Below are 22,790 nucleotides of genomic sequence, written 5' to 3'. Positions count from 1 at the left end.
AAGGCACTGATTACCAAGGCACTGATTACGGACGGGCCGCCCCTTGAAAGGCGGCCCCTCCCTTGAGGGCATTTGCCAAGCCGCCGTTCCCGACTAATCTGGCGACAGAGGGGGAATGACGGGACTTGAGAAGCCCGCGTCTCCCAGGGAACAGGGAGACAGCATCGAAATGACCTCGATCCTCAAATCGACGATCGCGCTTGCTGCCATTGCCGCCTTTGTCGGCCAGGCGACCGCGCAGCAGGCGACAATCGGCGCCGGCGAAGGCGCTCTGAACATCGTCGCATGGCCCGGCTATATTGAGCGTGGCGAGAGCGACAAGGCCTATGACTGGGTCACCGATTTCGAGAAATCGACCGGCTGCAAGGTTTCGGTGAAGACGGCTGCCACCTCGGACGAGATGGTGACGCTGATGAACCAGGGCGGCTTCGACCTCGTGACCGCATCGGGCGATGCATCGCTGCGCCTCGTCGCAGGCAAGAAGGTCGTGCCGGTCAATACCGCGCTGATCCCGAGTTGGTCGACGGTGGACGAGCGGCTGCAGAACGCGCCGTGGTTCACGGTCGGCGCTGATCACTACGGCGTCCCCTATCAGTGGGGGCCGAATGTCCTCATGTACAACACCAACGTCTTCAAGGAGGCGCCGACCAGTTGGTCGGTTGTCTTCGAGCCGCAGGACCTTCCCGACGGCAAGCCAAATGCCGGCCGCGTCCAGGCTTATGACGGGCCGATCTACATCGCCGACGCCGCGACCTATCTGATGGCCAAGAAGCCGGAGCTCAACATCAAGGACCCCTATGAGCTGACCGAGGACCAGTATGCCGCCGCGCTCGACCTCCTGAAGAACCAGCGCAAGCTCGTCGGCCGCTATTGGCACGACGCCGCCGTGCAGGTCGACGATTTCAAGACCGAAGGCGTGGTTGCCTCGTCATCGTGGCCGTTCCAGGTCAACACGCTGCAGTTCGACAAGCAGCCGATCGCCTCAACCATTCCGGCCGAAGGCGCGACGGGCTGGGCCGACACGACGATGCTCGCTGCCAATGCCGCGCATCCGAATTGCGCGTATCTCTGGCTGGAGCATTCGCTCTCTCCGAAGGTCCAGGGCGATGTCGCGGCCTGGTTTGGCTCGGTGCCGGTGGTGCCAGCCGCCTGCAAGGGCAACGAACTGCTGACCGATGCCGGCTGCGCCACCAACGGCTTCGACAATTTCTCGAAGATCCGCTTCTGGAAGACGCCGGTGGCCAAATGCACCAGCCAGGATGCCTGCGTTCCCTATTCGCGCTGGGTATCCGACTATATCGCGGTGATGGGCGGGTAGTTTCCGAGGGTGATCAGGCATTCGCAGCCGCCCCACCTGTCATTGCCGGGCCTGACCCGGCAATCCAGGCTTCAGCGCAAGGGACCGTGTTGCCGGGCCAAGCCCGGCAATGACACCGGTCGTGCATCATGACAGTCGCCGTATCGCTCCGCGCCGTCTCGCGCCACTTCGGAGCCGTGAAGGCCCTCGACGCCGTCGATCTCGATATCGAGGCGGGAGAGTTCTTCGCCATGTTGGGGCCGTCCGGCTCGGGCAAGACGACCTGCCTCCGCCTCATCGCCGGCTTCGAGCAGCCGACATCAGGCCACATCGAGATTTTTGGCGAGCGGGTCGAGGGCGTCCCGCCCTATCGGCGCAGCGTCAACACTGTGTTCCAGGACTATGCGCTGTTCCCGCATATGAATGTGATCGAGAACGTCGCTTATTCGCTGATGCTGCGGAAGGTGCCGAAGGCGGAGCGGCTGAAGACGGCGGAGGCTGCGCTCGATCTCGTGCAGCTCGGCGGCTATGGCGCGCGGCGGCCGGGGCAGCTTTCCGGCGGCCAGCGCCAGCGCGTTGCGCTTGCCCGCGCCATCGTCAACAAGCCGAAGGTGCTGCTGCTCGACGAGCCGCTCGGCGCGCTTGACCTGAAACTGCGCGAAAGCATGCAGGAGGAACTGAAGAGCCTGCAGAAGCGCCTCGGCATCACCTTCGTTTTCGTCACGCATGACCAGGGCGAGGCGCTGTCGATGGCTGACCGCGTCGCTGTGTTCAGCGATGGCCGCATCCGGCAGGTCGGAACGCCCGAGGATATCTACCAGCGGCCCGACACCCCCTTCGTCGCCGATTTTGTCGGGTCGTCCAACGTGTTGCCGCCCGATCTCGTCGAACGGCTCGCAGGGGTTCGCCGCTTTGCCAGCCTCCGCCCGGAGGCGATCCGGCTCGGCGGCGAAGCGCGGCTCACCGGCACGGTCGTTGCGCGCAGCTATCTCGGCCCCGTCACGCGCCTCGCCATCGAGGCCGTGGGATTGAAGCTCCATGCGATCGTGCCCTCCGGCGCTGACCTGCCCGGCGAAGGCGATACGATCGGGCTCGGTTTCGATAGCGTTGCGCTCCATCTGATGGGCACAGAGCCTTGAGCGCGCTCGACACTGGCTGGACACCGCCGCCGCAATCGCTCGCCGGCCGGCTCGGTGACCTCTTCTGGCGCCGGCCGGGCTTGCTCGTCGCGCTCATGCTGCTGCCGCCCGTGCTGTGGCTCGGCATCGTCTATATCGGTTCGCTGCTGACGCTCCTGTTGCAGAGCTTCTATTCGCTCGACGAATTCTCCGGCCTCGTGGTGCCGGAATTCACCCTCGCGACCTATGCGGAACTGTTGCGGCCGTCGAATTTCGACATCATCCTCCGCACGGTGATCATGGCGGCGCTGGTGACAGTCGCCTCCGCGATCATCGCCTTCCCGATCGCCTATGTCGCGGCGCGCTATGCCCGCGGCAAATGGAAGGCGTTGTTCTATCTCGGCATCATGCTGCCGCTCTGGTCGAGCTATCTGGTCAAGGTCTATGCCTGGAAGCTGATCCTCGCCAAAGAGGGCATCCTGACCTGGCTGTTCGCGAAGCTGCACATTTCATGGCTGCTCGACGCGATCCTCGCCATCCCAGGCATTGGCGGCAACTCGCTTTCGGTCAGCTATATCGGGACGTTCCTCGTCTTCGTCTATATCTGGCTGCCCTACATGATCCTGCCGACGCAGGCGGCGTTGGAGCGCGTTCCGGCCAATCTGATCGACGCCAGCTCCGATCTTGGCGGCACGCCTGCGATGACCTTCCGCAACGTTATCCTGCCACTGGCCTTTCCCGGCATCGTCGCCGGCTCGATCTTCACCTTCTCGCTGACGCTCGGCGACTACATCATCCCGCAGATCGTCGGGACCTCGCGCCTCTTCATCGGCCAGGCCGTCTACACGCAGCAGGGCACCGCCGGCAACATCCCCCTCGCCGCGGCCTTCACCGTGGTCCCGATCGTCATCATGGGGATCTATCTCACCGTCGCGAAGCGGCTCGGAGCCTTCGATGCGCTCTGACGGCGACCGCGCCCCTCTCCTGCTCCGCCTCGCCGCCGCCGGCGGGCTCGTCTATCTGCTGGCGCCGCTCGCCATCATCTTCGTCTATGCCTTCACAACCGAAGAGAAGAGCTTCGTCTGGCCGCCGCCGGGACTGACGCTGAAATGGTTCGCGGTCGCCTGGGCGCGTCCGGACATCTCAGCCGCGCTCCTTCTCTCGCTGCAGGTCGCCGCCGTCGCGACAGCGCTGGCGCTCGTGCTCGGGACACTGACCGCCGCCGCCGTGAGCCGAACGCGCTTCTTCGGCCGCGAGACGATCTCGCTCTTAGTGATCCTGCCGATCGCCCTCCCCGGCATCATCACGGGCATCGCGCTCCGCTCGGCCTTCTCGACCTTTTCGATCCCGTTTTCGTTCTGGACCATCGTGCTGGGGCACGCGACCTTCTGCATCGTCGTGGTCTACAACAACGCCGTCGCCCGCTTCCGGCGCACCTCGGCCTCGCTGGTCGAAGCCTCGATGGATCTCGGCGCCGATGGCTTCCAGACCTTCCGCCATGTCATCCTGCCGAATATCGGCACGGCGCTGCTCGCCGGCGGCATGCTCGCCTTCGCCCTTTCCTTCGACGAGGTCATCGTCACCACTTTCACGGCGGGGCAGCAGCAGACATTGCCGCTCTGGATGCTGGAAGAGCTGATCCGCCCGCGCCAGCGCCCGGTGACCAATGTTGTCGCGATGTTCGTCGTCGCCGCCACCTTCCTGCCGATTCTCGCGGCCTTCTATCTCACCCGGGGTGGCGACGAGATCGCCGGCTCTGGCAAATAATCCAGGAGAGACGTCATGCAGCACGCCATGCTGATCGGATCACGGTTCGAGGACGGCACCGAGGCCGAGGAAGCGATCCTCAATCCGCGCACCGGCGCCACCATCCTGACGCTGAACGAAGCCTCAACCGCGCAGGTCGACGCGGCCGTCGCCGCGGCGCGCAAGGCCTTCGCGGGTTGGTCGCGGACCACGCCGGCGCAGCGCGCGGCCTATCTCCTCAGGATTGCCTCCGATATCGAGGCTGATGCGGCGGCGTTCGCGGCGATCGAGGCGGAGAATTGCGGCAAGCCGATCAATGCCGTCCTGAATGACGAAATCCCCGCGATCGTCGACTGCTACCGCTTTTTCGCCGGCGCTGTGCGCACCATGCATGGCCAGGTCGCGGGCGAATACCTGCCGGGCCATACCTCGATGATCCGCCGCGATCCGATCGGCGTCGTCGCCTCGATCGCGCCGTGGAACTACCCGCTGATGATGATGGCGTGGAAGCTGGCCCCGGCCCTTGCCGCCGGCAACACCGTCGTCTTCAAGCCCTCCGAGCAGACACCGCTGACCGCACTTCGCCTCGCCGAGACCATCGCCGCCGTGCTGCCGGAAGGCGTCGTCAACATCGTGCTCGGCCGTGGCGCCACCGTCGGCAATGCGCTGATCAACCATCCCGGCGTCGACATGATCTCGGTCACCGGCGATATCGGCACCGGCAAGAAGGTCATCCAGGCGGCTTCGAGCACCGTGAAGCGCACCCATCTGGAGCTCGGCGGCAAAGCGCCGGTGATCGTCTATGACGACGCCGATCTCGATGCCGTCGTTAATGGCCTCCGCGCCTTCGGCTATTACAATGCCGGGCAGGATTGCACCGCCGCCTGCCGGATCTATGCCGGCGCGAAGATCCACGACAAGCTCGTCGCAGACCTCGCCTCGGCCGTCTCGACGCTGACCTACAACAATGCCGATGACACGAAGAACGAACTTGGACCGCTGATCTCGGCGCGCCAGCGCGACCGCGTCAAAGGCTTCGTCGAGCGCGCATCGGCGGAAAAGCACATCGAGATTGCCACCGGCGGCCATGTGGGCGCCGGCTCAGGCTTCTATTTCGAACCGACGGTCGTCGCCGGGGCGCTGCAATCAGACGAGATCGTGCGCCGCGAGGTGTTCGGTCCGGTCGTCTCGGTGACGCGCTTTACCGATCCCGACGACGCGGTCACCTGGGCCAACGAGTCCGACTACGGCCTCGCCTCCTCCATCTGGACCAAGGACATCGACCGCGCCATGCAGACTGCGGCGCGACTCCAATATGGCTGCACCTGGGTCAACACGCATTTCATGCTCGTCAGCGAGATGCCGCATGGCGGCCTCAAGCAGTCCGGCTACGGCAAGGACCTCTCATCCTACGCGCTGGAGGACTACACCGTCGTCCGCCACGTGATGATCGCGCATGGGTAGCCCAGCGCGGTCTGACTAGACGACGCGCTGTCCCGCGATCCAGATGGCGCGGATGACCGGCACGCCTCCGACGAGCGAGACGCGGACGAGATCGGCGCGGAGGCCCGGGACAATGCGGCCACGGTCGGCAAAGCCCGCCGCGTCGGCGACCTTCGACGTCACGAGGCCGATCGCCTCGGGGATCGGCATGCCACGCGCCGCCAGGATGAATGGCGCCTGCAACAGGCTGGTCGGTACATAGTCTGAGGTCAGGATGTCGAGCAGCCCGGCATCCGCAAGCTGCGCCGCGCCGACATTGCCGGAATGCGAGCCGCCGAGCACGATATTCGGCGCGCCCATGACGATCGCCATGCCAGAGTCGCGCGCGGCCGTCGCGGCGGCCAGCGTGGTCGGAAACTCGCTGATGGCGATGCCAAGGCCGCGCGCCTCCTCGACATCGGCGACGCTGGTATCATCATGGCTGGCAAGGCGGATGCCGCGCTCCTTCGCCGCCGCAGCGATGGAATCGCGGCCGGCGGGGACATAGTGCGCCTGATGCGCCCGCCGCTCGGCCATGTAGGCCGCGAACTCGTCGTCGGACCAGACGCGCGCGTTCTTCTTGCGGCGGAATTCGCGATAGAGCCCGACATCGTGCCACTGCCGTTGGCCGGGCGTGTGGTCCATCATGCTCATCAGGCGGAGACCCGGATTGTCGATATGCCGCCCGACAATGTCGAGCAGTGCCGGATCGGACAGTTCGCAGCGAAAATGGAAATAGTGGTCGACCCTGAGCAGGCCGGCGCTACGCGCCTCGGTCAATCCGCCGATGGCAGCGTCGAGCATCGCTGTGCGCGCGCCGCGGCTGTCATAATCGCCGAGCGAAAGGGCATCGAGCACCGTCGTGATGCCGGCGCCGAGCACCTGCCAGTCATGCGCCATCACCGCGCCGAGCGTCGACGGCCAGTTGACGCCGGGGCGCGGCTGGAAGTGGTGCTCGATATTGTCGGTGTGGATATCGATGAGGCCCGGAATTAGAAAGTCGGCTGCGCCGGCGTCTGGCCGTTCCTCGCTCTCGACTGACTGAATGCGGCCGTCATCCACGGACACGCTGCCGAAGACGACGCGGTCTTCAAGAACGATGTTGAGCGGTTCGGATAGGGTTGGCATCGGCACTCCGGCGGGACTGGGTCAGAATTCGGCATGCGGTCCCGTCAGGCGGCGGGCGGCATTCGCCGCGGCCAAGAATCGCGGCAGCAACGCACGAAATAAGGGGCGGCGTCTCGTGTCGTCCTTATGACGCATGCGAGACCTGCCGGCGACCCCTGAAGCGTCTGTCGGTGTCGCCAGGCAACGCGGCTCACGCCGGTTTCACCGTCGCGTTCCGGCCCGGCCGCACCGGGCCAGACTTTCGCCTCGGACCACGGCGCCCTGCCAGCGCCACCAAGCGGCGGAAAGTCGGGCACGCCATATGCGAGGGCGCAGGACAGTCCGCGACATGGCGCAGGGTATCACGCAAGGCCGTCAGTTCGCGGATCTGGCGGTCGATGGCATCGGCCTTTTCATGCAGCGCGGCGCGCGGCAGGTCGGGCCCGCCGCCCTTGCCAAACATGCCGGCGATCTCGTCCAGCGCGAAGCCGGCGCTCTGGCCCATCGTGATCAGCTTCAGCTGCAGCAGCACGTCCGGCTCGAACTGCCGTCGCAGCCCATGCCGCGAAACGGAGGCGATCAGGCCGATTTCCTCGTAATAGCGCAGCGCCGAAGCCCTGATTCCGGTCTCGGCGACCACATCGCCGATATCGAGAAGATTCATGCTTGACCTCAAGTCGACTTGAATTTGTAGCGTGCCTCTTGAAGACCATCGAGACAAGAGGAAACGACATGGACCAACTGGCAAAGGCGGTATCAGACAAGGCAAACCGGGGTGTTCAGGCAACGCTCGCGCTCTCGATGCTGCTCGCCTCGCTCGGCACCAGCATCGCCAATATCGCGCTGCCGGCGCTGACGGATGCGTTCGCCGCGCCGTTCTCCGCCGTGCAATGGGTCGTCGTCGCCTATCTCGCCGGTCTCACGGTCTCGGTCGTGGTCGTTGGCCGGCTCGGGGATCGTTACGGATTGCGACGCATGCATCTCGCCGGTCTTGCTCTCTTCGCGGCGGCCTCGCTCCTGTGCGGCCTTGCACCGAGCCTGCCATTCCTGATTGGCGCGCGGGCGTTGCAGGGGATCGGTGCCGCATTCCTGATGACGCTTTCGATGGCTCTGATGCGTGAGAATGCCGACGAGGCGCAGATCGGGCGCGCCATGGGCCTGCTCGGCACCGTTTCGGCGCTTGGCACGGCGCTTGGACCTTCGCTCGGCAGCGTTCTGATCGCGCTGGCGGGGTGGCGCGGCATCTTTCTGGTTCAGGTGCCTCTGGTGGCGCTGGCGCTCGCGCTCGCCTTGGCCACGCTGCCACGCGGCGCGACGGCTAGGAAGGCGGCGCCGCAGTCGCTCTGGACTGCGCTCGACCGGTCTATCGTGCCCAGCCTCGTCGTGAATTTGCTGGTCGCTTCCGTCATGATGACGACGCTCGTCGTCGGCCCGTTCTATCTCCGCCTTGGTCTCGGCCTCAACAGCGCGCTGGTCGGGCTCGTGATGTCGGTCGGGCCAACGATCTCGATCGCCACCGGGGTACCATCAGGCTGGCTGGTCGACGCCCTCGGCCCGCGCCGTGTCCTCACGATCGGGCTCGCGCTCCTCGGGGCCGGATCTTTCCTGCTGGCGATCCTGCCGGGCATGATCGGCGTCTTCGGCTATGTGCTCGCCATCATGGTGCTGACGCCGGGTTATCAACTCTTCCAGGCGGCGAACAACACCGCAGTGCTGGCCGACATCCCCCGCGAGAGGCGTGGCACTGTCTCGGGACTGCTCAACCTCTCTCGCAATATCGGCCTGATCACCGGTGCCTCGGCGATGGGCGCCGTATTCGCCTATGGCGTCGGCACGTCCGATTTCGCACATGCCGATGCGGCCGCGATTGCGGCTGGCATGCGTGTCACGTTCCTGCTCGCTGGAGGCCTCGTCCTTGCGGCGATTGTGATCGCCCTCTTGCCCACTGAAGCTATCCTCCGCGGCAAGGTGGCGCGACCACCGGCGTGATCGGGAAGGATCGGCAACAGCCGTCCGGTCTGACGCCCGTCCTGCAGGCGGGCGCCAGAACGGACGATGTCAGCGGCCGTTCAACAGCGAGACCGAGCCATTGCCATCAAGGCCGCGCGTGATGCTGCCATTCGGCGGCAGCAGTGGGATCAGACAGGCCTGAACGGCGTGGTAGATGTCCGGCCGTCCCGTGAACACGCGATTGACCTGCTTCAGATCGGCGTCGAGTTCCGGGATCCAGCCGCCATGCTTCCGATCGATGATGTGGTTGCTGACGAAGCCCCAGATGCGGCGATACCACTCCTCGAACTCCGGATCGCCATCGACGCTGCCGAGAACCGCCGCGGCAGCAATGCCCTCGGCGCACGGCCACCAATAAAGATCGCTGCAGTCCGGCTGATCGTCCCAGCCGAGCGTGTAGTAGAAGCCGCCGGTGGTATTGTTCCAGCCCGTCCCAACCGTCTTGAGGAAGAGGTTCCTGGCGGCGTCCAGCATCCAGGTATGGGTCCGCCCGCCAAGTTCCCACAACTGGACCAGGAGCCGGCTCCATTCGAGCGCATGGCCCGGTGTCGTGCCCCTTGGCCGGAACATCGGATCGCCGAGATAGTCGCGGTCGACCGTCCAGTCGCCCGTGAAATGCTCGGCGACGCGCCAACCTTGCTCGCGGGCGTGGCGGTTGATGATGAGATCGGCGATGCGCTCGGCCATCGACAGCAATTGCCGGTCACCGGTGGCCTCGAAGGCGGCCATCAGGGCTTCGGTCAGATGCATGTTGGAATTCTGGCCGCGATAATCGCTGATCACGCTCCAGTCGGCCCGGTATTCCTCGGTCGTCGCGCCGGCAGCCTTGTCCCAGAATCGCGTCTGCAAGACTTCAAGGATGTCGCTCATCAGCCGGTCGGCGTCAGGATGGCCGATGACCTTGGCTGACGAGGCCGCAAGGATCACGAAAGCATGGCCATAGGCCTGCTTGTTGGGATTGGTGGCCTTCTCGTCGTCGACGCCCCAGAAATAACCGCCATTCACCGTGTCGCGATGACGCTTCCAGATGAAGTCCATGCCGTGATCGACATTCCGGTCGGCACCCGGCAGGCCGAGCAGATGGGCAACGGCCGAGCAATGCACCATGCGCGTCGTATCATGAAGCTCGCGTACCACGCCGGCATTGCCGGGCTTTGGCGGGTTTGGCAGTCCCTCGTCCGTTAGCGTGAAGAAGCCGCCCTTCGGATTGAAACTGGCGAACTGGAAGAAATCGAACAGCGACGAGGCCTGGCCGAGCAGCCAGTGGCGATGCGCGGCACGGTCGACGAAACGCGGGCCCGTCGTCCCGGTCCATAATGGTTTGGCGTTGTTTGGCATGGGGCGTCTCTTCAGACCAGGGATTGAACTGTTTTATGCGGCATAGGCCGAGACCGACAATCGATCCCCGAGCCCTGCCGACACGATCTTGGACCAGGTCGAGAGACCGGTCGCTCAATCCATAGCCGATTCCGCCACGCCCGCCGAACGCTCCATTGTCAAAGGTCGCGGAATTCTCTCCGTCAGCCGCCCGGTTCGCTCACGGAGCCCCCCGGCCGATCTTTGCCTATGAGGGGGGCCGCCAAAATGCAAAAGGCCCGCCGGAGGCGGGCCTTTCACATGATTTGGTTGCGGGGACCAGATTTGAACTGATGACCTTCAGGTTATGAGCCTGACGAGCTACCGGGCTGCTCCACCCCGCGATAAGTGGAGGCGCCTTGTAGGCTGGCGGCTCCGGGAACGCAAATGGTTTTCGGAGCCGGATCAGAATTTCCGGTTGCGGCCGTCATCAGCAGTCGGCCGAGCGGAACGGCTCAGATCGAGCCGGCTTCGACCATGTAGTTGTTGGCCGTGCACATCGCGCTGTCGTCGGAGGCGAGGAAGAGCGCCATGTTGGCGAGATAGACCGGCTCGATCAGATCGGGCAGGCACTGGCGTGCGCGCTGCCGCGCCAACCCCTCCTCCGTGACCCAGAGCGCCTTCTGCCGCTCGGTCATCACCCAGCCGGGGACGATGGTGTTGACGCGGATGCGATGCGGGCCGAGATCGCGCGCGAACGAACGCGTCATGCCGTGGACGGCCGCCTTGGCGGAGGTATAGACCGGCATGCCGCCGACAGCCTCCATCCATGAATTGGAGCCGAAATTGATGATCGAGCCACGGCCGGCGGCGATCATCGCCGGCGCGACGGTCTGGATGGCGAAGAACATGTGCTTGAGGTTGGAGGCGATGCGGCCGTCGTAATATTCGGGCGTCACCTCCTGCCAGCCATGGCGATCGTCATGGGCGGCATTGTTGATGAGGACTTCCGGCGCACCGACCCGTGACGCGAGGCGGCCGAAAGCTTCCTGGAGCGCGCCGATGTCGCGGAGGTCGCAGGCTTCGAAGGCGACGTCATGCCCCTTGGTGGCGAGTTCGGCGGCCCGCGCCTCGCCTCTCGGCGCATCGATATCGACAAAACCAACGCGCGATCCCTGCCCGGCAAAGGCGTCGACGAGAGAAGCGCCGATTCCGGCAGCGCCGCCGGTGATGAGAACGGACCGGCCCTTGAGGCTTGGATAGGTGGCGAACGTCATGCTGATTTCCTTCTGGGCAGGCTTTGCGTCAGCCGGCCATAGACTATGAACTCTGTTCTGGCGAGTGGGTCAGGGCGCGATGATCGTCTCGACGCCCGATAGTTCCAGGGCCGATGCCAGGGCGGGCGGCGGCGCCGCATTGGTCACGAGAACATCGATCTCGCCGAGCGGCGCAATGGTGGCGAATGCGCTCTGCTCGAATTTGCGCGCATCGGCGAGAACGATCGTCCGCCGTGCCAGTCGCGTCATCGCGAGGATCATCTCGGCCTCCATGATGAAGGCCGTCGATATCCCGGCCTCAGCGCTGATGGCGCGCACGCCGATCACCGCCGTATCGACATTGACCCGCCCATGGGCCGACAGCGCGGGCGGTCCGAGCATCACCTTCGTCGCCGGCTGATATTCGCCGCCCACCGCATAGACATTGGAGAAGGCGGCGGGATTGAGCTGGTCGAGAACCGGGACGCTGTTGGTCACGAGATTGAGCGAACGATGGCCGGACAGCGCCTTGATGAAGGCCAGCGTCGTCGAGCCTCCATTGACGATCAGCGCCTCGCCATCGGCGATCAGGCCCGAGGCCGCAGCCGCGATGCGTTTTTTTCCGTCGGATTCGGCACCGATGCGGTCGGTCACCGGCGTGATGCGGTCGCCACCCGGCATCCAGACGGCGCCGCCATGGGCGCGCACGAGCTTGCCCGAATCGTGCAGCGCATCGAGATCGCGACGGATCGTATCCGTTGAAACCCGAAACAGATCAGCAAGTTCCGGGACAGACGCGCTGCCGCGCTCGGTGACGATACGGATCATTTCCGTCCGCCGGCTCATCGGCAGCGAGGCCGTTCGCTTTCTTGCCATCAGGGGGGCTCCGGTTTGTCCTGGCAATCTAGAGGATGCCGCTTGACGGCACCAGAGTGAAGGCATAACAGACATTAAGCGCATAACAACGCATTTAACCGCATAAAGACGCAAAGGGGCTGCGATGCCAGCCGCGACCATCCCCGGCATAGACGAACCGGCTCCAGCGCCCGCCACCGAGGACTGGGCAACGGCTTATGCGGCGTTGGCAGATGAGCTTCCCGCCATGGCCGCCCGCGCGCGGCCTGTGATCGCCGGCTTCTCCGCCTTCGTCGACGCGCTGGTGCGCCTCGAACGCGCCGATGCGCTTTTCGCGGCCGAAGCATCGGCGGAAGCCCGACATCTCGGCCATGAACTGGCACGGCGGGCGAAAGCTGGGATCGGCGGCGAAATCGCACTCGACTGGCCGGCCGGCGACGATGCTCTCGGCGCGACGCTGCCCCATTGCGATCGCGTCGGCGGCACCTCGGCGCAGATCGCCAATGTCCTGGCGCCGCTTGGCGTCGACGTCTTGCTGGCACTGGCCGATCGCAGCGCCGCGCAACTCGGCGTACTCGATCAGGGCGTGTTGTTGGCCGAGGACGAGAGCCTCGCGCGGCTGGGTGCGGTTGCGCCCGGCAGCGGACAGGCCAAGCCTCGCCACTGGATCTTCGAGTCCGCTGTTGGTGCCTCGATCGATGGAGAAGCCGTGCGCCGCTCGACGCGCGTCATCGTGCGCCTCGTCGACGACGCCCCGGAATGCGACGAGGCCTTCGCGCGCGTCAGTTCAGAGCTTGCCACACGTGCCGGCGCCGCGGTGCTGTCGAGCCTTGTCTCGACGCCTGACAGCCAGATCGATCAGGCGATCGCGATGGTGGCGCGCCTTGCGGGGCAATGGCGGGCGGCCGGCTTGCCGCTGATCCATCAGGAACTCGCCGACTATGGCAGCCGCCCTGCTCTGCCGGAAAAGCTGCTCTCGGCGCTCAAGGGAACGGTGACCTCGGTTGGCATGAGCCTTTCCGAATGGCGCGCGATTTCGAACGACGCCGCGGTGACCGATACCGACGCTGTCCGACGCTTTGCCGAGCGCTGGTCGCTCGATCGCGTCACTGTTCACGCCGACGAATGGGCCATGACGGTGACGCGCAATGACCCCGCGCAGGAGAAGGCCGCGCTGATGACCGGCTGTCTTCTGGCCGCGGCGCGCGCCGGCCTCGGTCGCCATGCACTGCCGGTGCTCTGCCCGACCGGCGCAAGCTTCGGACCGCTGCCTGCCTTCGAATTTCTGGACGGCGGCTGGTCCGTCGTCGCCTGCCCGTCCCCCTATCTGCCGAGCCCTCAAAGCACGATCGGGCTTGGAGACACCTTCGCTGCCGGCTGCCTCCTCGTTCTCAGCCAGCCGGCCCCCTGAGCATTCCCTGACAATGGAGATTTGACCGTGACCGCAGCCACTGCCTCCGCGCGCGCCCCGAAACCCGCCATTCCTGACCCCGGCAAGATCCGTGGGCTGCAACGCGTGACGACCGCCGACGGCTATTTTGCCATTCTGGCGCTCGACCATCTGCTGAGCTTCAAGGACCTGCTCGCCGACGACCGTTCGAAAGTGAGTTATCAGCAGGCCGTCGACGCCAAACTCGAGCTCGTCCAGGCCGTGGCGCCTGTCGCCAGCGCGTTCCTGCTCGAGGCGCAGTTCAGCCTGGCGCAGGTGATCGCTTCCCGCGCTCTGCCGGGCGCCACCGGCCTCATTTCCTCGATCGAGGGCGAAGGCTTCGACGTCGTCGACGGCGAGCGCCGCACGCGCATGCGCCCCGGCTGGGACGTGCGCAAGATCCGCCTGCTCGGCGCCGACATGGTCAAGCTGCTGTGGTTCTATCGCCCCGAGGCCACGACGGCCGAGCTGCAGCGGCAGGTCGTGCGCGACCTCGTCGTCGAATGCGCCGCCGAGTCGATTCCGCTGGTGGTCGAGCCGATCTGGTTCGCGCTGCCCGGCGAGGACCAGAAGAGCACGGCCTGGCTCGATCGCCGCGTCGAAGGCATCGTCGAATCCGCGCATATCTCGGCCGAATTCGGCGCCGACATGCTGAAAGTTGAATTCCCGGGCGATGTCTCGACGTCGGAGGGCCGCAAGGCCGCCGCCAAGGCCTGTCAGCGCCTCAATGACGGCATGAAGCAGCCCTGGGTCATCCTCTCGGCCGGCGTCGGCTATGAGGAATTCCGCGATCAGGTCGAGGTCGCCTGCTCGGCCGGCGCGTCCGGCTTCCTCGGCGGCCGTTCGATCTGGCAGGACGCGGTGGCAACCCGCGACCCGGCGGCGCGCGCCGTCGCAGCGACCGAGGCCGCCGCGCGGCTTTCGGAACTGACGGCCATCACGCGCAAGCATGGCCGCCCCTATGCTCCGGCATTGACCGGCGAAGCCCTCGCCGCCGCCTTCCCCGACGGCTGGTATCGCGACTGGCAGTAACGCCCGTCCATCTCGCGGAGCCGCGTCCTTATGGGGCGCGGTTTCGCCTTTTCCCCTCCCCTCAAGGACTTCATCCATGCAGATCGAACTCGAGGGCCGGACGGCCTTCGTGACCGGCGGCGCGTCCGGCATCGGCCGGGCCATCGTCGAGGCGCTTATCGCGGCCGGCGCCCGTGTCGCCTTCACCTATTCCAGCAGCAGCGAAGCGGCCGATGACATTGTCGCGAAGGCGCCGAAGGGTCGTGCGCGCGCACTGTTCGCCGACCTGAAGGAGGCGAATGCTGCAGACCTCGCAGTTTCAGCGACCAATGCCACATTCGGAACGATCGACATCGCGGTCGCCAATGCTGGCGGCCTGATCCAACGCAGCCGTGTCAGCGATTGCTCGCTCGAGCTCTGGAACGAGGCGATGGCCCTCAATCTCACCAGCGCATTCCTGACGGCGCGCGCGGTGATCCCGCAGATGATCGAGGCGCGGTCCGGCGCGATCGTGCTGATGAGCTCGCTCGCGGCGCATGATGGCGGCGGCATGGGCGCCGCGCATTATGCGGCCTCCAAGGGCGGCGTCTCGACTTTGTCCCGGGCGCTGGCGAAGGAACTCGGCCCGGAGGGCATCCGCGTCAATGCGGTCGCTCCCGGCTTGATCGGCACGCAGTTCCACGACCGCTTCTCGACCGCCGAAGGCCGCAAGGCGACGGTCGATCGGACGCCGCTGCGTCGCGAGGGCCGGCCGGAAGATGTCGCGAACGCGGTGCTCTACCTCGTCTCGCCGATGTCGTCTTTCCTGGCCGGGGAAATCATCGAGGTGAATGGCGGCATCGGCGCCTTCTGACGACGCGAGCGTCGGTCGTGTCATGATTGCGAATGCCATGACACGACGAAACCGTTACCCTCCTGCAGGCTTCCGGAAGCCACAATGGAGGGAGTGGATACCATGCTCATCATTTTCGGCGGCCTGCCGGGCAGCGGAAAAACGACGATCGCGCGTGCACTCGCGCAAGAGATCGGCGCCGTCTATGTCCGGGTCGATACGGTCGAGCAGAATATCCGCGCTGCTGACGTGCTCAGATCGGAAGTCGGACCAGCGGGATATATGGTCTGCTACGGGGTCGCCGAAGACAATCTGACGCTCGGCAATCTGGTCGTCGCGGACACCGTCAACCCTTTGACGATCACGCGGGACGCCTGGCGATCGGTTGCAGAGCGCTCGGGGACGGCATTTGCCGAAATCGAGGTTATCTGCTCCGACAAGACGGAGCATCGCCGGCGGGTTGAAACGCGGGCAACCGATGTTCCGGGATTGATCAAGCCGGGCTGGGACGAAATCATGGCCCGGCACTATGACGACTGGGGACAACGCCCCCTCGTCATCGATACCGCCACAGAATCTGTCGAGCAGTCCGTCGCTACACTGATCTCAAAGCTTGGGCTCGCCCGAAGACACCAAGGGCACGATGCCTGACGCGATCTTGCCGGGCCGGGCGATCTTGCTGACCGCATCGATACGAAAAAACCTGCCGACCCGGGGACGGGAACCCGGGTCGGCAGGCAGTTCGGGAAGCGTCGCTCGGGAGGGAAACCGCGACGCTTGCCGATGCCGGCCAGGAAGGATGGCCGGCGATGGTTCAGTAGCCGAGCCCGCGCATCGTCTCGCGGTTGCGGCGAACGGCGACCGCAGCGTCGCTGGCGGCCTCGTCTGATTCCTCTTCCAGCACCAGCCAGCCGTTGAAATGCGGCGCTGCCGTGACGATGTCGATCACGTGTGGTGTATCGCAGACACCAGCGCCGAGCATCGCCCACTTGCCGGACGCATCGACATCCTTCAGGTGGAGATAGCGGATGCGAGCCTGATAGTGGCCGAGTGTGTCCAGCATGTCCGGATGGCCACGCAGCATGTGACCCGTATCCGGCACCCAGCCGACGCTGTCGTCGAGGAGCGCGAACAGTCGGTCATAGTCGGCGCGATCGAAGAGCAGCGTGTTGTGATGCGAGCTCGGATGCACCGCCACGCCGACCCCCGCCGCCTGGCCGAGAGCCGCTGCGCGATTATAGAAGTCGGCGGCCGTTGCGAATTTCGCGGCGCGATCGCCCGGCGACATCACGGTTGCCGAGCCGATCGAGACCAGCGCGCCCGGGAAGGCTCCGGCAAAGGTGATGGCGCGGGCGACATCCTCGAGATCCGCCTCGACCATGGACGGCTCGGTGAAGCCACTGTCCGAGCCGATGGCGAAGGCCACGAGGTCGAGGCCGCGCGTCGCAAGCGCTTCGCCGAAGGCGCTCGGACGCCCGGCATAATGACCGATCATCGTGTCGGTGATCTCGATACCGGCATAGCCACCGGCGGCAATGGCGTCAAGCAGGTCGTCGGGGCCGCCCCGCCAGGCATTGCCCAGCATTTCCCATGTGAAAGTCTGGCAGCCGACTCTGACGTCGCGTTGCATGGTCACTCCTTTACTCCGCCCTGCGTCAGGCCTTCGATGATGTGCTTCTGGAAGATCAGCACCAGCACGATCAGCGGCACGGTCACCACCACGGAGGCGGCGGCGATGTCGCCCCATGGCACGTAATAGAGATTGGTGAAGTTTGCGATGCCGACCGGCACAGTCTGATGATCGATCGAAGATGTGAAGGCGAGCGCGAACATGAACTCGTTCCAGGCGGCGATGAACGCGAGCAGGCCCGTCGTCACGAGGCTCGGCAGCGAAATCGGCAGGATGATGCGAAAAAGGAGCCCAAGCGTCGAACAGCCATCCATCCGCGCCGCCTCGTCGATCTCGCGCGGCAGCGTTTCGAAATAGCCGAACAGCACCCATGTCACGAGCGGCAATCCGAGCGCCAGATAGGTGATCACGAGGCTCGCATAGGTATCGAGCAGCCCGAGATCGGAAGCGAGCAGATAGAGGGGGCCGACAATGGCGATCTGCGGAAACATCGAGATCGACAGGATAATGCCGAGCACGCCGAACTTGCCGCGAACATCAAGCCGTGACAGCGAAAACGCTGCGAGCGCGCCGACGAACAGGCAGAAGAGCGTCGTCAGACTGGCGACGATGATCGAATTGTAGATGTATTCCTGGAAGCTCTTCTCGACGACGAGATTGACATAATGCTCGATCGTGAAGGGTGCGGGCCAGAATTTCGGCGAGCCGGTCGTCAGCTCGCGGTCGAGCTGAAACGAGCTCGACAACTGCCACAAGAACGGGCCGCCGGACCAGATGAGTGCCAGTAAGGCCCCGAAATAAAGACCGATGCGGCGCAGTGGGCTGTACGCATAAATCATTTCTGCCGCCTGAGCCGTTCATAGAGGAAGATGCAGAAGCCGAGTGCGATGAGCGCCTCCGTCATGAACATCGCCGTCGAGATCGCCGAGCCGTAGCCGAACTGCAGCGTCGAGAAGAGCGTCTTGTAATTGAGCGTCGACAGCGTCTCGGTCGAATCCGCCGGGCCGCCGCCAGTCAGCACATAGACGAGGTCGAAGACGCGGAAAGCGTCGAGCGCGCGAAAGAGGCCGGCGATAAGGAGGGTCGGCAGCAGCATCGGCAGCCTCACATACCAGAATGTCGCGAGCGAGCGCGCGCCGTCCATGCGGGCTGCCTCGATCAGCGATTTCGGGATCGTGTGCAGGCCGGCGAGCAGCAGCAGCGCCATGAAGGGCGTCGTCTTCCAGACATCGGCGAAGATGATCGTCCAGAGCGCATTGTCGACCGAGCCGAGCCAGTTGACGTTGTCTTTGATGATGCCTGCCGATTTCAGCAGGTAATTGATGAGGCCGTGCTGGCCGTCGAACAGCCAGCCGAACATCTTCGACGTCACGACCGTCGGCATGGCCCAGGGTACCAGCATCGCCGCGCGCACGACGCCGCGAAAGGCAAAATGCTCAAAGAGCAGTAGCGCGATGGCAAGCCCGAGCAGCGTCTCGGCGAGCGTCGAGACGGCCGTGAAGGTGATGGTATGCCACCAGGCATTCCAGAAGAGATCATCCACCCACAGCAGGCGATAATTGCCGAAGCCGATGAAGTCGTGCTCCTGCGTGACCAGCGATGTATTGGTGAAGGAAAGCCAGAGGCCTTTCAGGATCGGATAGACCGAGACCGAGGCGAGCGAGAGGAACGCCGGCAGCAGCAGCAGCCAGGGCGTCACAAATTGCCATCGGAACGGATTGCCGGCCCCCTTTCGGGGACCGGCGATGGCAGAGGCTGTCTGTTGCAGCGACATCAGGTGCCGAGGATCGCGTCGATCTTGGAGGCGGTCGCGGTGAGCTCCTTCTTGATATCGCCGGAGACAAGGCCGCGCGAGAAGCCAGACTGCAGCGCCAGCGAGACCTGGGCATATTTCGGCGTCACGGGACGTGGCGTCGCGCCGGTGAAGACGCCCTGCAGCGTCTGCATGAACGGCTGCTCCTTGGCGAGTTCCGCCTCGTTGAAAACCGCCGGGCGCGTTGGCGCCAAGCCGAGATCGACCGCAAAACGCAGCTGCGTCGCCGGCGACGACATCCAGGTGAGGAATTCCACCGCCGCCTCGCGATTCTTGGTCGAGGCATTCACGCCATACTGGTAGCCGCCGAGGCAGGCCGCGCTCTTGCCGCCCGCGAAATGCGGCAGCGGCGCGACGCCGACCTTGTCGACAACGGACGACGCGCTCGGATCCTGTGCGATGCCATAGACATAGGACCAGTTGCGCAGGAATGCCGCCTTGCCGGCCGTGAACGGCAGACGCGAGGGCTCCTCATCCCAGGACAGAACATCCGCCGGGCTGATCTTGGTCTTGTTGATGGTGTCGTAGAGGAACTGCATCGCCTCGACGGCCTGGTCGCTGCCGACGCTTGCGGTCTTGCCATCGGAGGAGAGGATCGAGCCGTTGTTCGACGCGATGACCTCGACCGCATCGCAGACGAGAACCTCAGCCTGCTTGCCCTGCCAGAGATAGCCGAAATCGACCTTGCCGCCCTTCTGGAGCTCGGCAGCGATCATCGCCATGTCGGCCCAGGTCTCGGGAACCTTGGCGCCGGCAGCTTCCAGCAGGTCCTTGCGGTAGAAAAGCATGCCGCCATCGACGATCCAGGGCAGCGCCGTCAGCTTGCCCTGATAGGTGCAGGCATCGATGAGGCCCGGGAAATATTCGGCGCGCGCCGCAGCCGGGAAATATTCGTCGAGCGGCAGCGCCCAGCCGGCGCCGGCAAATTCCGCGATCCAGACCACGTCCTGCGTGAAGACGTCGGGAGCGCCGTTGCGCCGGGCCAGCTGCTGCACCAGCGCCTGGTGCACTTCCGTCGAGGAGCTCGGCGGCGGCAGCTCGATATATTTGACGTGGATCTTGCTCTGGCTCTCGTTGAAGGCGTCCACGATCTGAGCGATCGTCTTCTTGGCGTAGAACTTGGCGCTGGCGAACGTGATCTCGGTGCGGTCAGCCGCGCGGGCGCCTGATGATGTCGAGGCGAGAAGGCCGCCACCCAACGCCATAGAACCCGCCGCCAGACTGGCACCCTTCAGCAGGCTGCGGCGGTTGAGCGATGCGGCAAGCGCTGTCTTCGCAGCCGAACGGCCGGATTCATCCTGAGACATGTCTCTCTCCCTTTGTCCTGCGGACCTTGCGCCGCGGATCTTTTCTGTTCAGGCCATCTTGACCGGGCTTGACGCACGGTCAAGCATTCTTTCGCAAAAAACAGCATGCAAAAAAATGCACAAATCGGAATGAAGCTTTGGTTTAGGATCGCGTATCGGATCAGGAGCCAAGCCCGCGGGGGCTGCACACAAGCCGGTCCAACAACAATGAGCGGGAGGATTTCATGAAGCATCTGCGCATCGGCATCGTCGGCTGCGGCAACATCGCGATGACCTATATGCGCAACGCCGCGCTGTTCCCCGGCGTCCGCCTGGCCGCCTGCGCCGACATCGCGCCGGAGCAGGCCGCGCTGCGCGGCCGCGAATACGGCATCCCGGCCATGAGCGTCGACGAGATCATTGCGTCCGACGATGTCGATCTCGTGCTCAATCTCACTATTCCCGCGGCGCATTTCGACGTCTCGATGGCTGCGCTCCAGGCCGGCAAGCATGTATTCACGGAGAAGCCGCTCGCCGTGACGGCCGCCGAGGGCCGCCAACTCGTCGAGGCTGCGCGCGCTGGTAACCTCGCGATCGGCTCTGCGCCGGATACCTTTCTCGGCGCGGCCGGTCGGCTCGCACGGCGGCTGATGGATGAGGGCGCAATCGGCAAGCCCGTTGCCGGCACCGCCTTCATGATGGGCCGCGGCATGGAGCACTGGCACCCCAATCCGCAATTCTACTATCAGCCCGGCGCCGGCCCCGTGCTCGACATGGGCCCCTACTACATCACCATGCTGGTGAGCCTGCTCGGGCCGGTTCGCCGCGTCCGCGCCGTGGCGACCTCCGGCCAGGCCGAGCGGCTGATCACTGCAGCCGGCCCGTTCCAGGGAACGAGCTTCCCGGTCGGAACGCCCACGACGGTGATGGCGCTGCTCGAATTCGCTGGAGGCGCGGTGGTGACCCTCGTCATGAGCTGGGATGTCTTCGCCCATGGCAACCATCCGATCGAACTCCATGGCACCAAGGGCTCGCTGCGCCTGCCCGATCCCGACACGTTCGGCGGAACGGTGGCGATCAGCGACGCGGGCGCGCCCTGGCAGGAGCATTCGACGGCCGAATTGCTGCACGGCCGGATCAACTGGCCCTACGCCGCGCCCGATCGCGCCAATTACCGCATGCTGGGCGTCGCCGATCTCGCCGCATCGCTCGCGACCGACCGCAAGCCTCGCGCCTCGGGCGAGCTCGCGCTGCATGTCCTCGACATCATGGAATCGATCCTGACCGCCGGCCTCGAAGACCGCACGATCGAGATCGAGGCTGCGCCCGATATCCGCCCGGCCGCGCTCGGCGAGGCCGAGGCAGCTGCCCTGCAGGGTCTGCCGGCCTCTCCTTGAGGCCGGCCATTTGCGGGCGCTTGTCAACACGGGCGCCCCTCCCCTAGCCGCTCGCAGCCGGCTTCAGCGGCGCTTCGGTCACGGCAAGATCGTCCTCAAGCGAACGGATCGAGGGGATACCGGCGTCCTTCAGCTTCGCGTGATAGGTCCTGACGGCTTCCGCCGGCAGGATCGTCCCGTCGGCGACTTCGCGCATCAGGCGGATGATTTCGAGCGGCGCCTCGGCAAGGTTGATCTTGCGCCCGAACAGCGCCAGACGGCCGCCATAGCGCTCGGCCTGATAGATCAGCTCGAACGTATCGCGCGCCGTTCCCGCTCCGCCGCCGAGCACGCCGACGACCAGCGAGGGATCGAAGGAGGCGAGCTCCTCCAGCGCCTTGGCGCCGTTATAGGGGATCTTCAGGAACAGCGGCCGGTCGGCGATCGAGACGCCGGACAGCGAGCGGATGATGCAGTCATTGACGTAATGCGGGATCAACTCCGGATCGACGCCGCAGGCGACATTCGGATTGAACACCTCATAGAAGTAGCGCAGCCTCCAATGCGCCGCCTCGTCGCGAAACGCCGCGAACTCCTCGAGAGACCGCAGGTCGGATTCGACGTCATTGTTGAAGGTCACTGAATAGAGGCCGAGATCGGTCAGCGGCTCGCCCGGCGTCGGACCGACAACGGCCTGCATCACGCGGCCGAGATCGGCCGTGCGGAATGGTCGGCTCGGCGTCTTGCCATAGGTCTGGCCGCGCACGCCGCCCCAGCAGTCGGTCGCGTCATTGGCGCGGATTGCCGGCTTGACCGCGGACCCGACGAACACGCCCATCTCGACCAGCCGCTCCAGGTTGGAAACCGAGGTCAGCATGATGTCGACGATGTCCTGCTCGACGATCGCCCGGATGCCCTCGAGGAATTCCTGCCGCGTGCGATAGCGCGACCAGCTTCCATCGGCGTCGCGCTTTGGCGCGGCATAGGTGACGCCCGATCCCATATCGCCGTCCTTGGCATCGGCAATGATAAAATCGCTGCGCCGATAGCGGCCGGCACGGATGTTGGCGAGCTTGGATTCGAGGCGAGACACGTCTGGGAGCTCCGACACTGACTGAACGAGTTTGGAATATTTTAGGAGATTATTGCCGCAGAATGATCCGTCATTGCGCAAGTCGTCAAGCGATTGCTCATAAATCCGCTGCCGCGCTGCACAAACAGGTTAGAATACGTCGTTCGCACCTGC

General features: G+C 65.0%; 21 protein-coding genes and 1 tRNA gene. 11 read left to right on the top strand and 11 right to left on the bottom strand.

The genetic code is table 11. The features are described from left to right. The first annotated feature begins 169 nt into the window (after positions 1–169). The 5 genes from LB518_RS02875 to LB518_RS02855 all read left to right on the top strand — a co-directional run bounded on the left by LB518_RS02875 (position 170) and on the right by LB518_RS02855 (position 5,625). Complete coding sequence (locus LB518_RS02875) at positions 170–1,318, top strand: ABC transporter substrate-binding protein (RefSeq protein ID WP_224572794.1); 1,149 nt, start codon at positions 170–172, stop codon at positions 1,316–1,318. A 128-nt stretch (positions 1,319–1,446) separates the two neighbouring features. After that, on the top strand, positions 1,447–2,436 hold the full coding sequence (locus tag LB518_RS02870) for an ABC transporter ATP-binding protein (protein ID WP_224572792.1): 990 nt from the start codon (positions 1,447–1,449) through the stop codon (positions 2,434–2,436). Continuing rightward, positions 2,433–3,380: an ABC transporter permease gene (locus tag LB518_RS02865; RefSeq protein WP_224572790.1), complete on the top strand. Its 948-nt coding sequence runs from the start codon at positions 2,433–2,435 to the stop codon at positions 3,378–3,380. Before LB518_RS02870 ends, LB518_RS02865 begins: the two co-directional genes overlap by 4 nt. Beyond that, positions 3,370–4,182, top strand: a complete 813-nt coding sequence (locus LB518_RS02860; RefSeq protein WP_224572788.1) for an ABC transporter permease — start codon at positions 3,370–3,372, stop codon at positions 4,180–4,182. The genes LB518_RS02865 and LB518_RS02860 overlap by 11 nt, the downstream gene beginning before the upstream one ends. Positions 4,183–4,197: 15 nt before the next feature. Continuing rightward, a complete protein-coding gene (locus LB518_RS02855) occupies positions 4,198–5,625 on the top strand; it encodes a gamma-aminobutyraldehyde dehydrogenase (RefSeq protein ID WP_224572786.1) in 1,428 nt (475 codons plus the stop codon). Positions 5,626–5,640: 15 nt separating this feature from the next. Here the strand turns inward: LB518_RS02855 and LB518_RS02850 are convergent, their stop codons facing one another. After that, entirely contained in the window at positions 5,641–6,771 is a 1,131-nt protein-coding gene (locus LB518_RS02850) for an alpha-D-ribose 1-methylphosphonate 5-triphosphate diphosphatase (protein WP_224572784.1), read from the bottom strand. 190 nt (positions 6,772–6,961) lie between these two features. Beyond that, on the bottom strand, positions 6,962–7,414 hold the full coding sequence (locus tag LB518_RS02845) for a helix-turn-helix domain-containing protein (RefSeq protein WP_224572776.1): 453 nt from the start codon (positions 7,412–7,414) through the stop codon (positions 6,962–6,964). Positions 7,415–7,482: 68 nt separating this feature from the next. Between LB518_RS02845 and LB518_RS02840 the strand changes: the two genes are divergently transcribed. Further along, entirely contained in the window at positions 7,483–8,739 is a 1,257-nt protein-coding gene (locus LB518_RS02840) for an MFS transporter (RefSeq protein ID WP_224572774.1), read from the top strand. Positions 8,740–8,808: 69 nt separating this feature from the next. Here the strand turns inward: LB518_RS02840 and LB518_RS02835 are convergent, their stop codons facing one another. The 4 genes from LB518_RS02835 to LB518_RS02820 form a co-directional block, all read right to left on the bottom strand. Beyond that, positions 8,809–10,098, bottom strand: coding sequence for an AGE family epimerase/isomerase (locus LB518_RS02835; RefSeq protein WP_224572772.1), 1,290 nt, complete (start codon positions 10,096–10,098; stop codon positions 8,809–8,811). 285 nt (positions 10,099–10,383) lie between these two features. Continuing rightward, positions 10,384–10,460, bottom strand: a tRNA-Met gene (locus tag LB518_RS02830). Positions 10,461–10,571: 111 nt separating this feature from the next. Beyond that, positions 10,572–11,333, bottom strand: coding sequence for an SDR family NAD(P)-dependent oxidoreductase (locus LB518_RS02825; RefSeq protein WP_224572770.1), 762 nt, complete (start codon positions 11,331–11,333; stop codon positions 10,572–10,574). Between the two features lie 69 nt (positions 11,334–11,402). Then, positions 11,403–12,188: a DeoR/GlpR family DNA-binding transcription regulator gene (locus LB518_RS02820; protein WP_224572768.1), complete on the bottom strand. Its 786-nt coding sequence runs from the start codon at positions 12,186–12,188 to the stop codon at positions 11,403–11,405. 124 nt (positions 12,189–12,312) lie between these two features. Between LB518_RS02820 and LB518_RS02815 the strand changes: the two genes are divergently transcribed. The 4 genes from LB518_RS02815 to LB518_RS02800 all read left to right on the top strand — a co-directional run bounded on the left by LB518_RS02815 (position 12,313) and on the right by LB518_RS02800 (position 16,090). After that, complete coding sequence (locus LB518_RS02815) at positions 12,313–13,578, top strand: ADP-dependent glucokinase/phosphofructokinase (RefSeq protein WP_224572766.1); 1,266 nt, start codon at positions 12,313–12,315, stop codon at positions 13,576–13,578. A gap of 27 nt (positions 13,579–13,605) precedes the next feature. Further along, positions 13,606–14,628: a tagatose 1,6-diphosphate aldolase gene (locus LB518_RS02810; protein ID WP_224572764.1), complete on the top strand. Its 1,023-nt coding sequence runs from the start codon at positions 13,606–13,608 to the stop codon at positions 14,626–14,628. 76 nt (positions 14,629–14,704) lie between these two features. Further along, the gene (locus LB518_RS02805; RefSeq protein ID WP_224572763.1) at positions 14,705–15,460 is read left to right on the top strand and encodes an SDR family NAD(P)-dependent oxidoreductase; all 756 of its coding nucleotides are present in this window, start codon (positions 14,705–14,707) and stop codon (positions 15,458–15,460) included. A 102-nt stretch (positions 15,461–15,562) separates the two neighbouring features. Further along, positions 15,563–16,090, top strand: coding sequence for a P-loop nucleotide/nucleoside kinase family protein (locus tag LB518_RS02800; RefSeq protein WP_224572761.1), 528 nt, complete (start codon positions 15,563–15,565; stop codon positions 16,088–16,090). Positions 16,091–16,253: 163 nt separating this feature from the next. Here LB518_RS02800 and LB518_RS02795 read toward each other — a convergent pair whose 3' ends face one another. The 4 genes from LB518_RS02795 to LB518_RS02780 form a co-directional block, all read right to left on the bottom strand. Next, on the bottom strand, positions 16,254–17,069 hold the full coding sequence (locus tag LB518_RS02795; protein WP_224572749.1) for a sugar phosphate isomerase/epimerase family protein: 816 nt from the start codon (positions 17,067–17,069) through the stop codon (positions 16,254–16,256). A 2-nt stretch (positions 17,070–17,071) separates the two neighbouring features. Further along, entirely contained in the window at positions 17,072–17,908 is an 837-nt protein-coding gene (locus LB518_RS02790; RefSeq protein WP_224572747.1) for a carbohydrate ABC transporter permease, read from the bottom strand. Beyond that, positions 17,905–18,768: a carbohydrate ABC transporter permease gene (locus LB518_RS02785; protein ID WP_224572745.1), complete on the bottom strand. Its 864-nt coding sequence runs from the start codon at positions 18,766–18,768 to the stop codon at positions 17,905–17,907. The genes LB518_RS02790 and LB518_RS02785 overlap by 4 nt, the downstream gene beginning before the upstream one ends. Before the next feature lie 74 nt (positions 18,769–18,842). Beyond that, a complete protein-coding gene (locus LB518_RS02780; RefSeq protein ID WP_224572743.1) occupies positions 18,843–20,189 on the bottom strand; it encodes an ABC transporter substrate-binding protein in 1,347 nt (448 codons plus the stop codon). Positions 20,190–20,413: 224 nt separating this feature from the next. On the opposite strand from LB518_RS02780, the gene LB518_RS02775 reads away from it, so the two are divergent. After that, positions 20,414–21,565 carry a Gfo/Idh/MocA family protein gene (locus LB518_RS02775; protein WP_224572741.1) on the top strand — a complete coding sequence of 384 codons (1,152 nt, stop codon included), beginning with the start codon at positions 20,414–20,416 and terminating at the stop codon, positions 21,563–21,565. 43 nt (positions 21,566–21,608) lie between these two features. Here the strand turns inward: LB518_RS02775 and LB518_RS02770 are convergent, their stop codons facing one another. Further along, a complete protein-coding gene (locus LB518_RS02770; RefSeq protein WP_224572740.1) occupies positions 21,609–22,637 on the bottom strand; it encodes a hypothetical protein in 1,029 nt (342 codons plus the stop codon). Between the last annotated feature and the right edge of the window lie 153 nt (positions 22,638–22,790).

Source organism: Mesorhizobium sp. BR1-1-16 (assembly GCF_020165495.1).
GTDB lineage: Bacteria > Pseudomonadota > Alphaproteobacteria > Rhizobiales > Kaistiaceae > Kaistia.
Note: the sequence above shows the minus strand (reverse complement) of the source record. Positions and strands in the feature narration are given on the sequence as shown.

Bases quoted from the DNA above. Each gene is read 5' to 3' on its own strand.
- LB518_RS02875 (WP_224572794.1), top strand. From the start codon at position 170: ATGACCTCGATCCTCAAATCGACGATCGCGCTTGCTGCCATTGCCGCC.
- LB518_RS02790 (WP_224572747.1), bottom strand. From the start codon at position 17,908: ATGATTTATGCGTACAGCCCACTGCGCCGCATCGGTCTTTATTTCGGG.
- LB518_RS02845 (WP_224572776.1), bottom strand. From the start codon at position 7,414: ATGAATCTTCTCGATATCGGCGATGTGGTCGCCGAGACCGGAATCAGG.
- LB518_RS02840 (WP_224572774.1), top strand. From the start codon at position 7,483: ATGGACCAACTGGCAAAGGCGGTATCAGACAAGGCAAACCGGGGTGTT.
- LB518_RS02795 (WP_224572749.1), bottom strand. From the start codon at position 17,069: ATGCAACGCGACGTCAGAGTCGGCTGCCAGACTTTCACATGGGAAATG.
- LB518_RS02870 (WP_224572792.1), top strand. From the start codon at position 1,447: ATGACAGTCGCCGTATCGCTCCGCGCCGTCTCGCGCCACTTCGGAGCC.
- LB518_RS02815 (WP_224572766.1), top strand. From the start codon at position 12,313: ATGCCAGCCGCGACCATCCCCGGCATAGACGAACCGGCTCCAGCGCCC.
- LB518_RS02775 (WP_224572741.1), top strand. From the start codon at position 20,414: ATGAAGCATCTGCGCATCGGCATCGTCGGCTGCGGCAACATCGCGATG.
- LB518_RS02855 (WP_224572786.1), top strand. From the start codon at position 4,198: ATGCAGCACGCCATGCTGATCGGATCACGGTTCGAGGACGGCACCGAG.
- LB518_RS02825 (WP_224572770.1), bottom strand. From the start codon at position 11,333: ATGACGTTCGCCACCTATCCAAGCCTCAAGGGCCGGTCCGTTCTCATC.
- LB518_RS02805 (WP_224572763.1), top strand. From the start codon at position 14,705: ATGCAGATCGAACTCGAGGGCCGGACGGCCTTCGTGACCGGCGGCGCG.
- LB518_RS02800 (WP_224572761.1), top strand. From the start codon at position 15,563: ATGCTCATCATTTTCGGCGGCCTGCCGGGCAGCGGAAAAACGACGATC.
- LB518_RS02780 (WP_224572743.1), bottom strand. From the start codon at position 20,189: ATGTCTCAGGATGAATCCGGCCGTTCGGCTGCGAAGACAGCGCTTGCC.
- LB518_RS02860 (WP_224572788.1), top strand. From the start codon at position 3,370: ATGCGCTCTGACGGCGACCGCGCCCCTCTCCTGCTCCGCCTCGCCGCC.
- LB518_RS02820 (WP_224572768.1), bottom strand. From the start codon at position 12,188: ATGGCAAGAAAGCGAACGGCCTCGCTGCCGATGAGCCGGCGGACGGAA.
- LB518_RS02835 (WP_224572772.1), bottom strand. From the start codon at position 10,098: ATGCCAAACAACGCCAAACCATTATGGACCGGGACGACGGGCCCGCGT.
- LB518_RS02850 (WP_224572784.1), bottom strand. From the start codon at position 6,771: ATGCCAACCCTATCCGAACCGCTCAACATCGTTCTTGAAGACCGCGTC.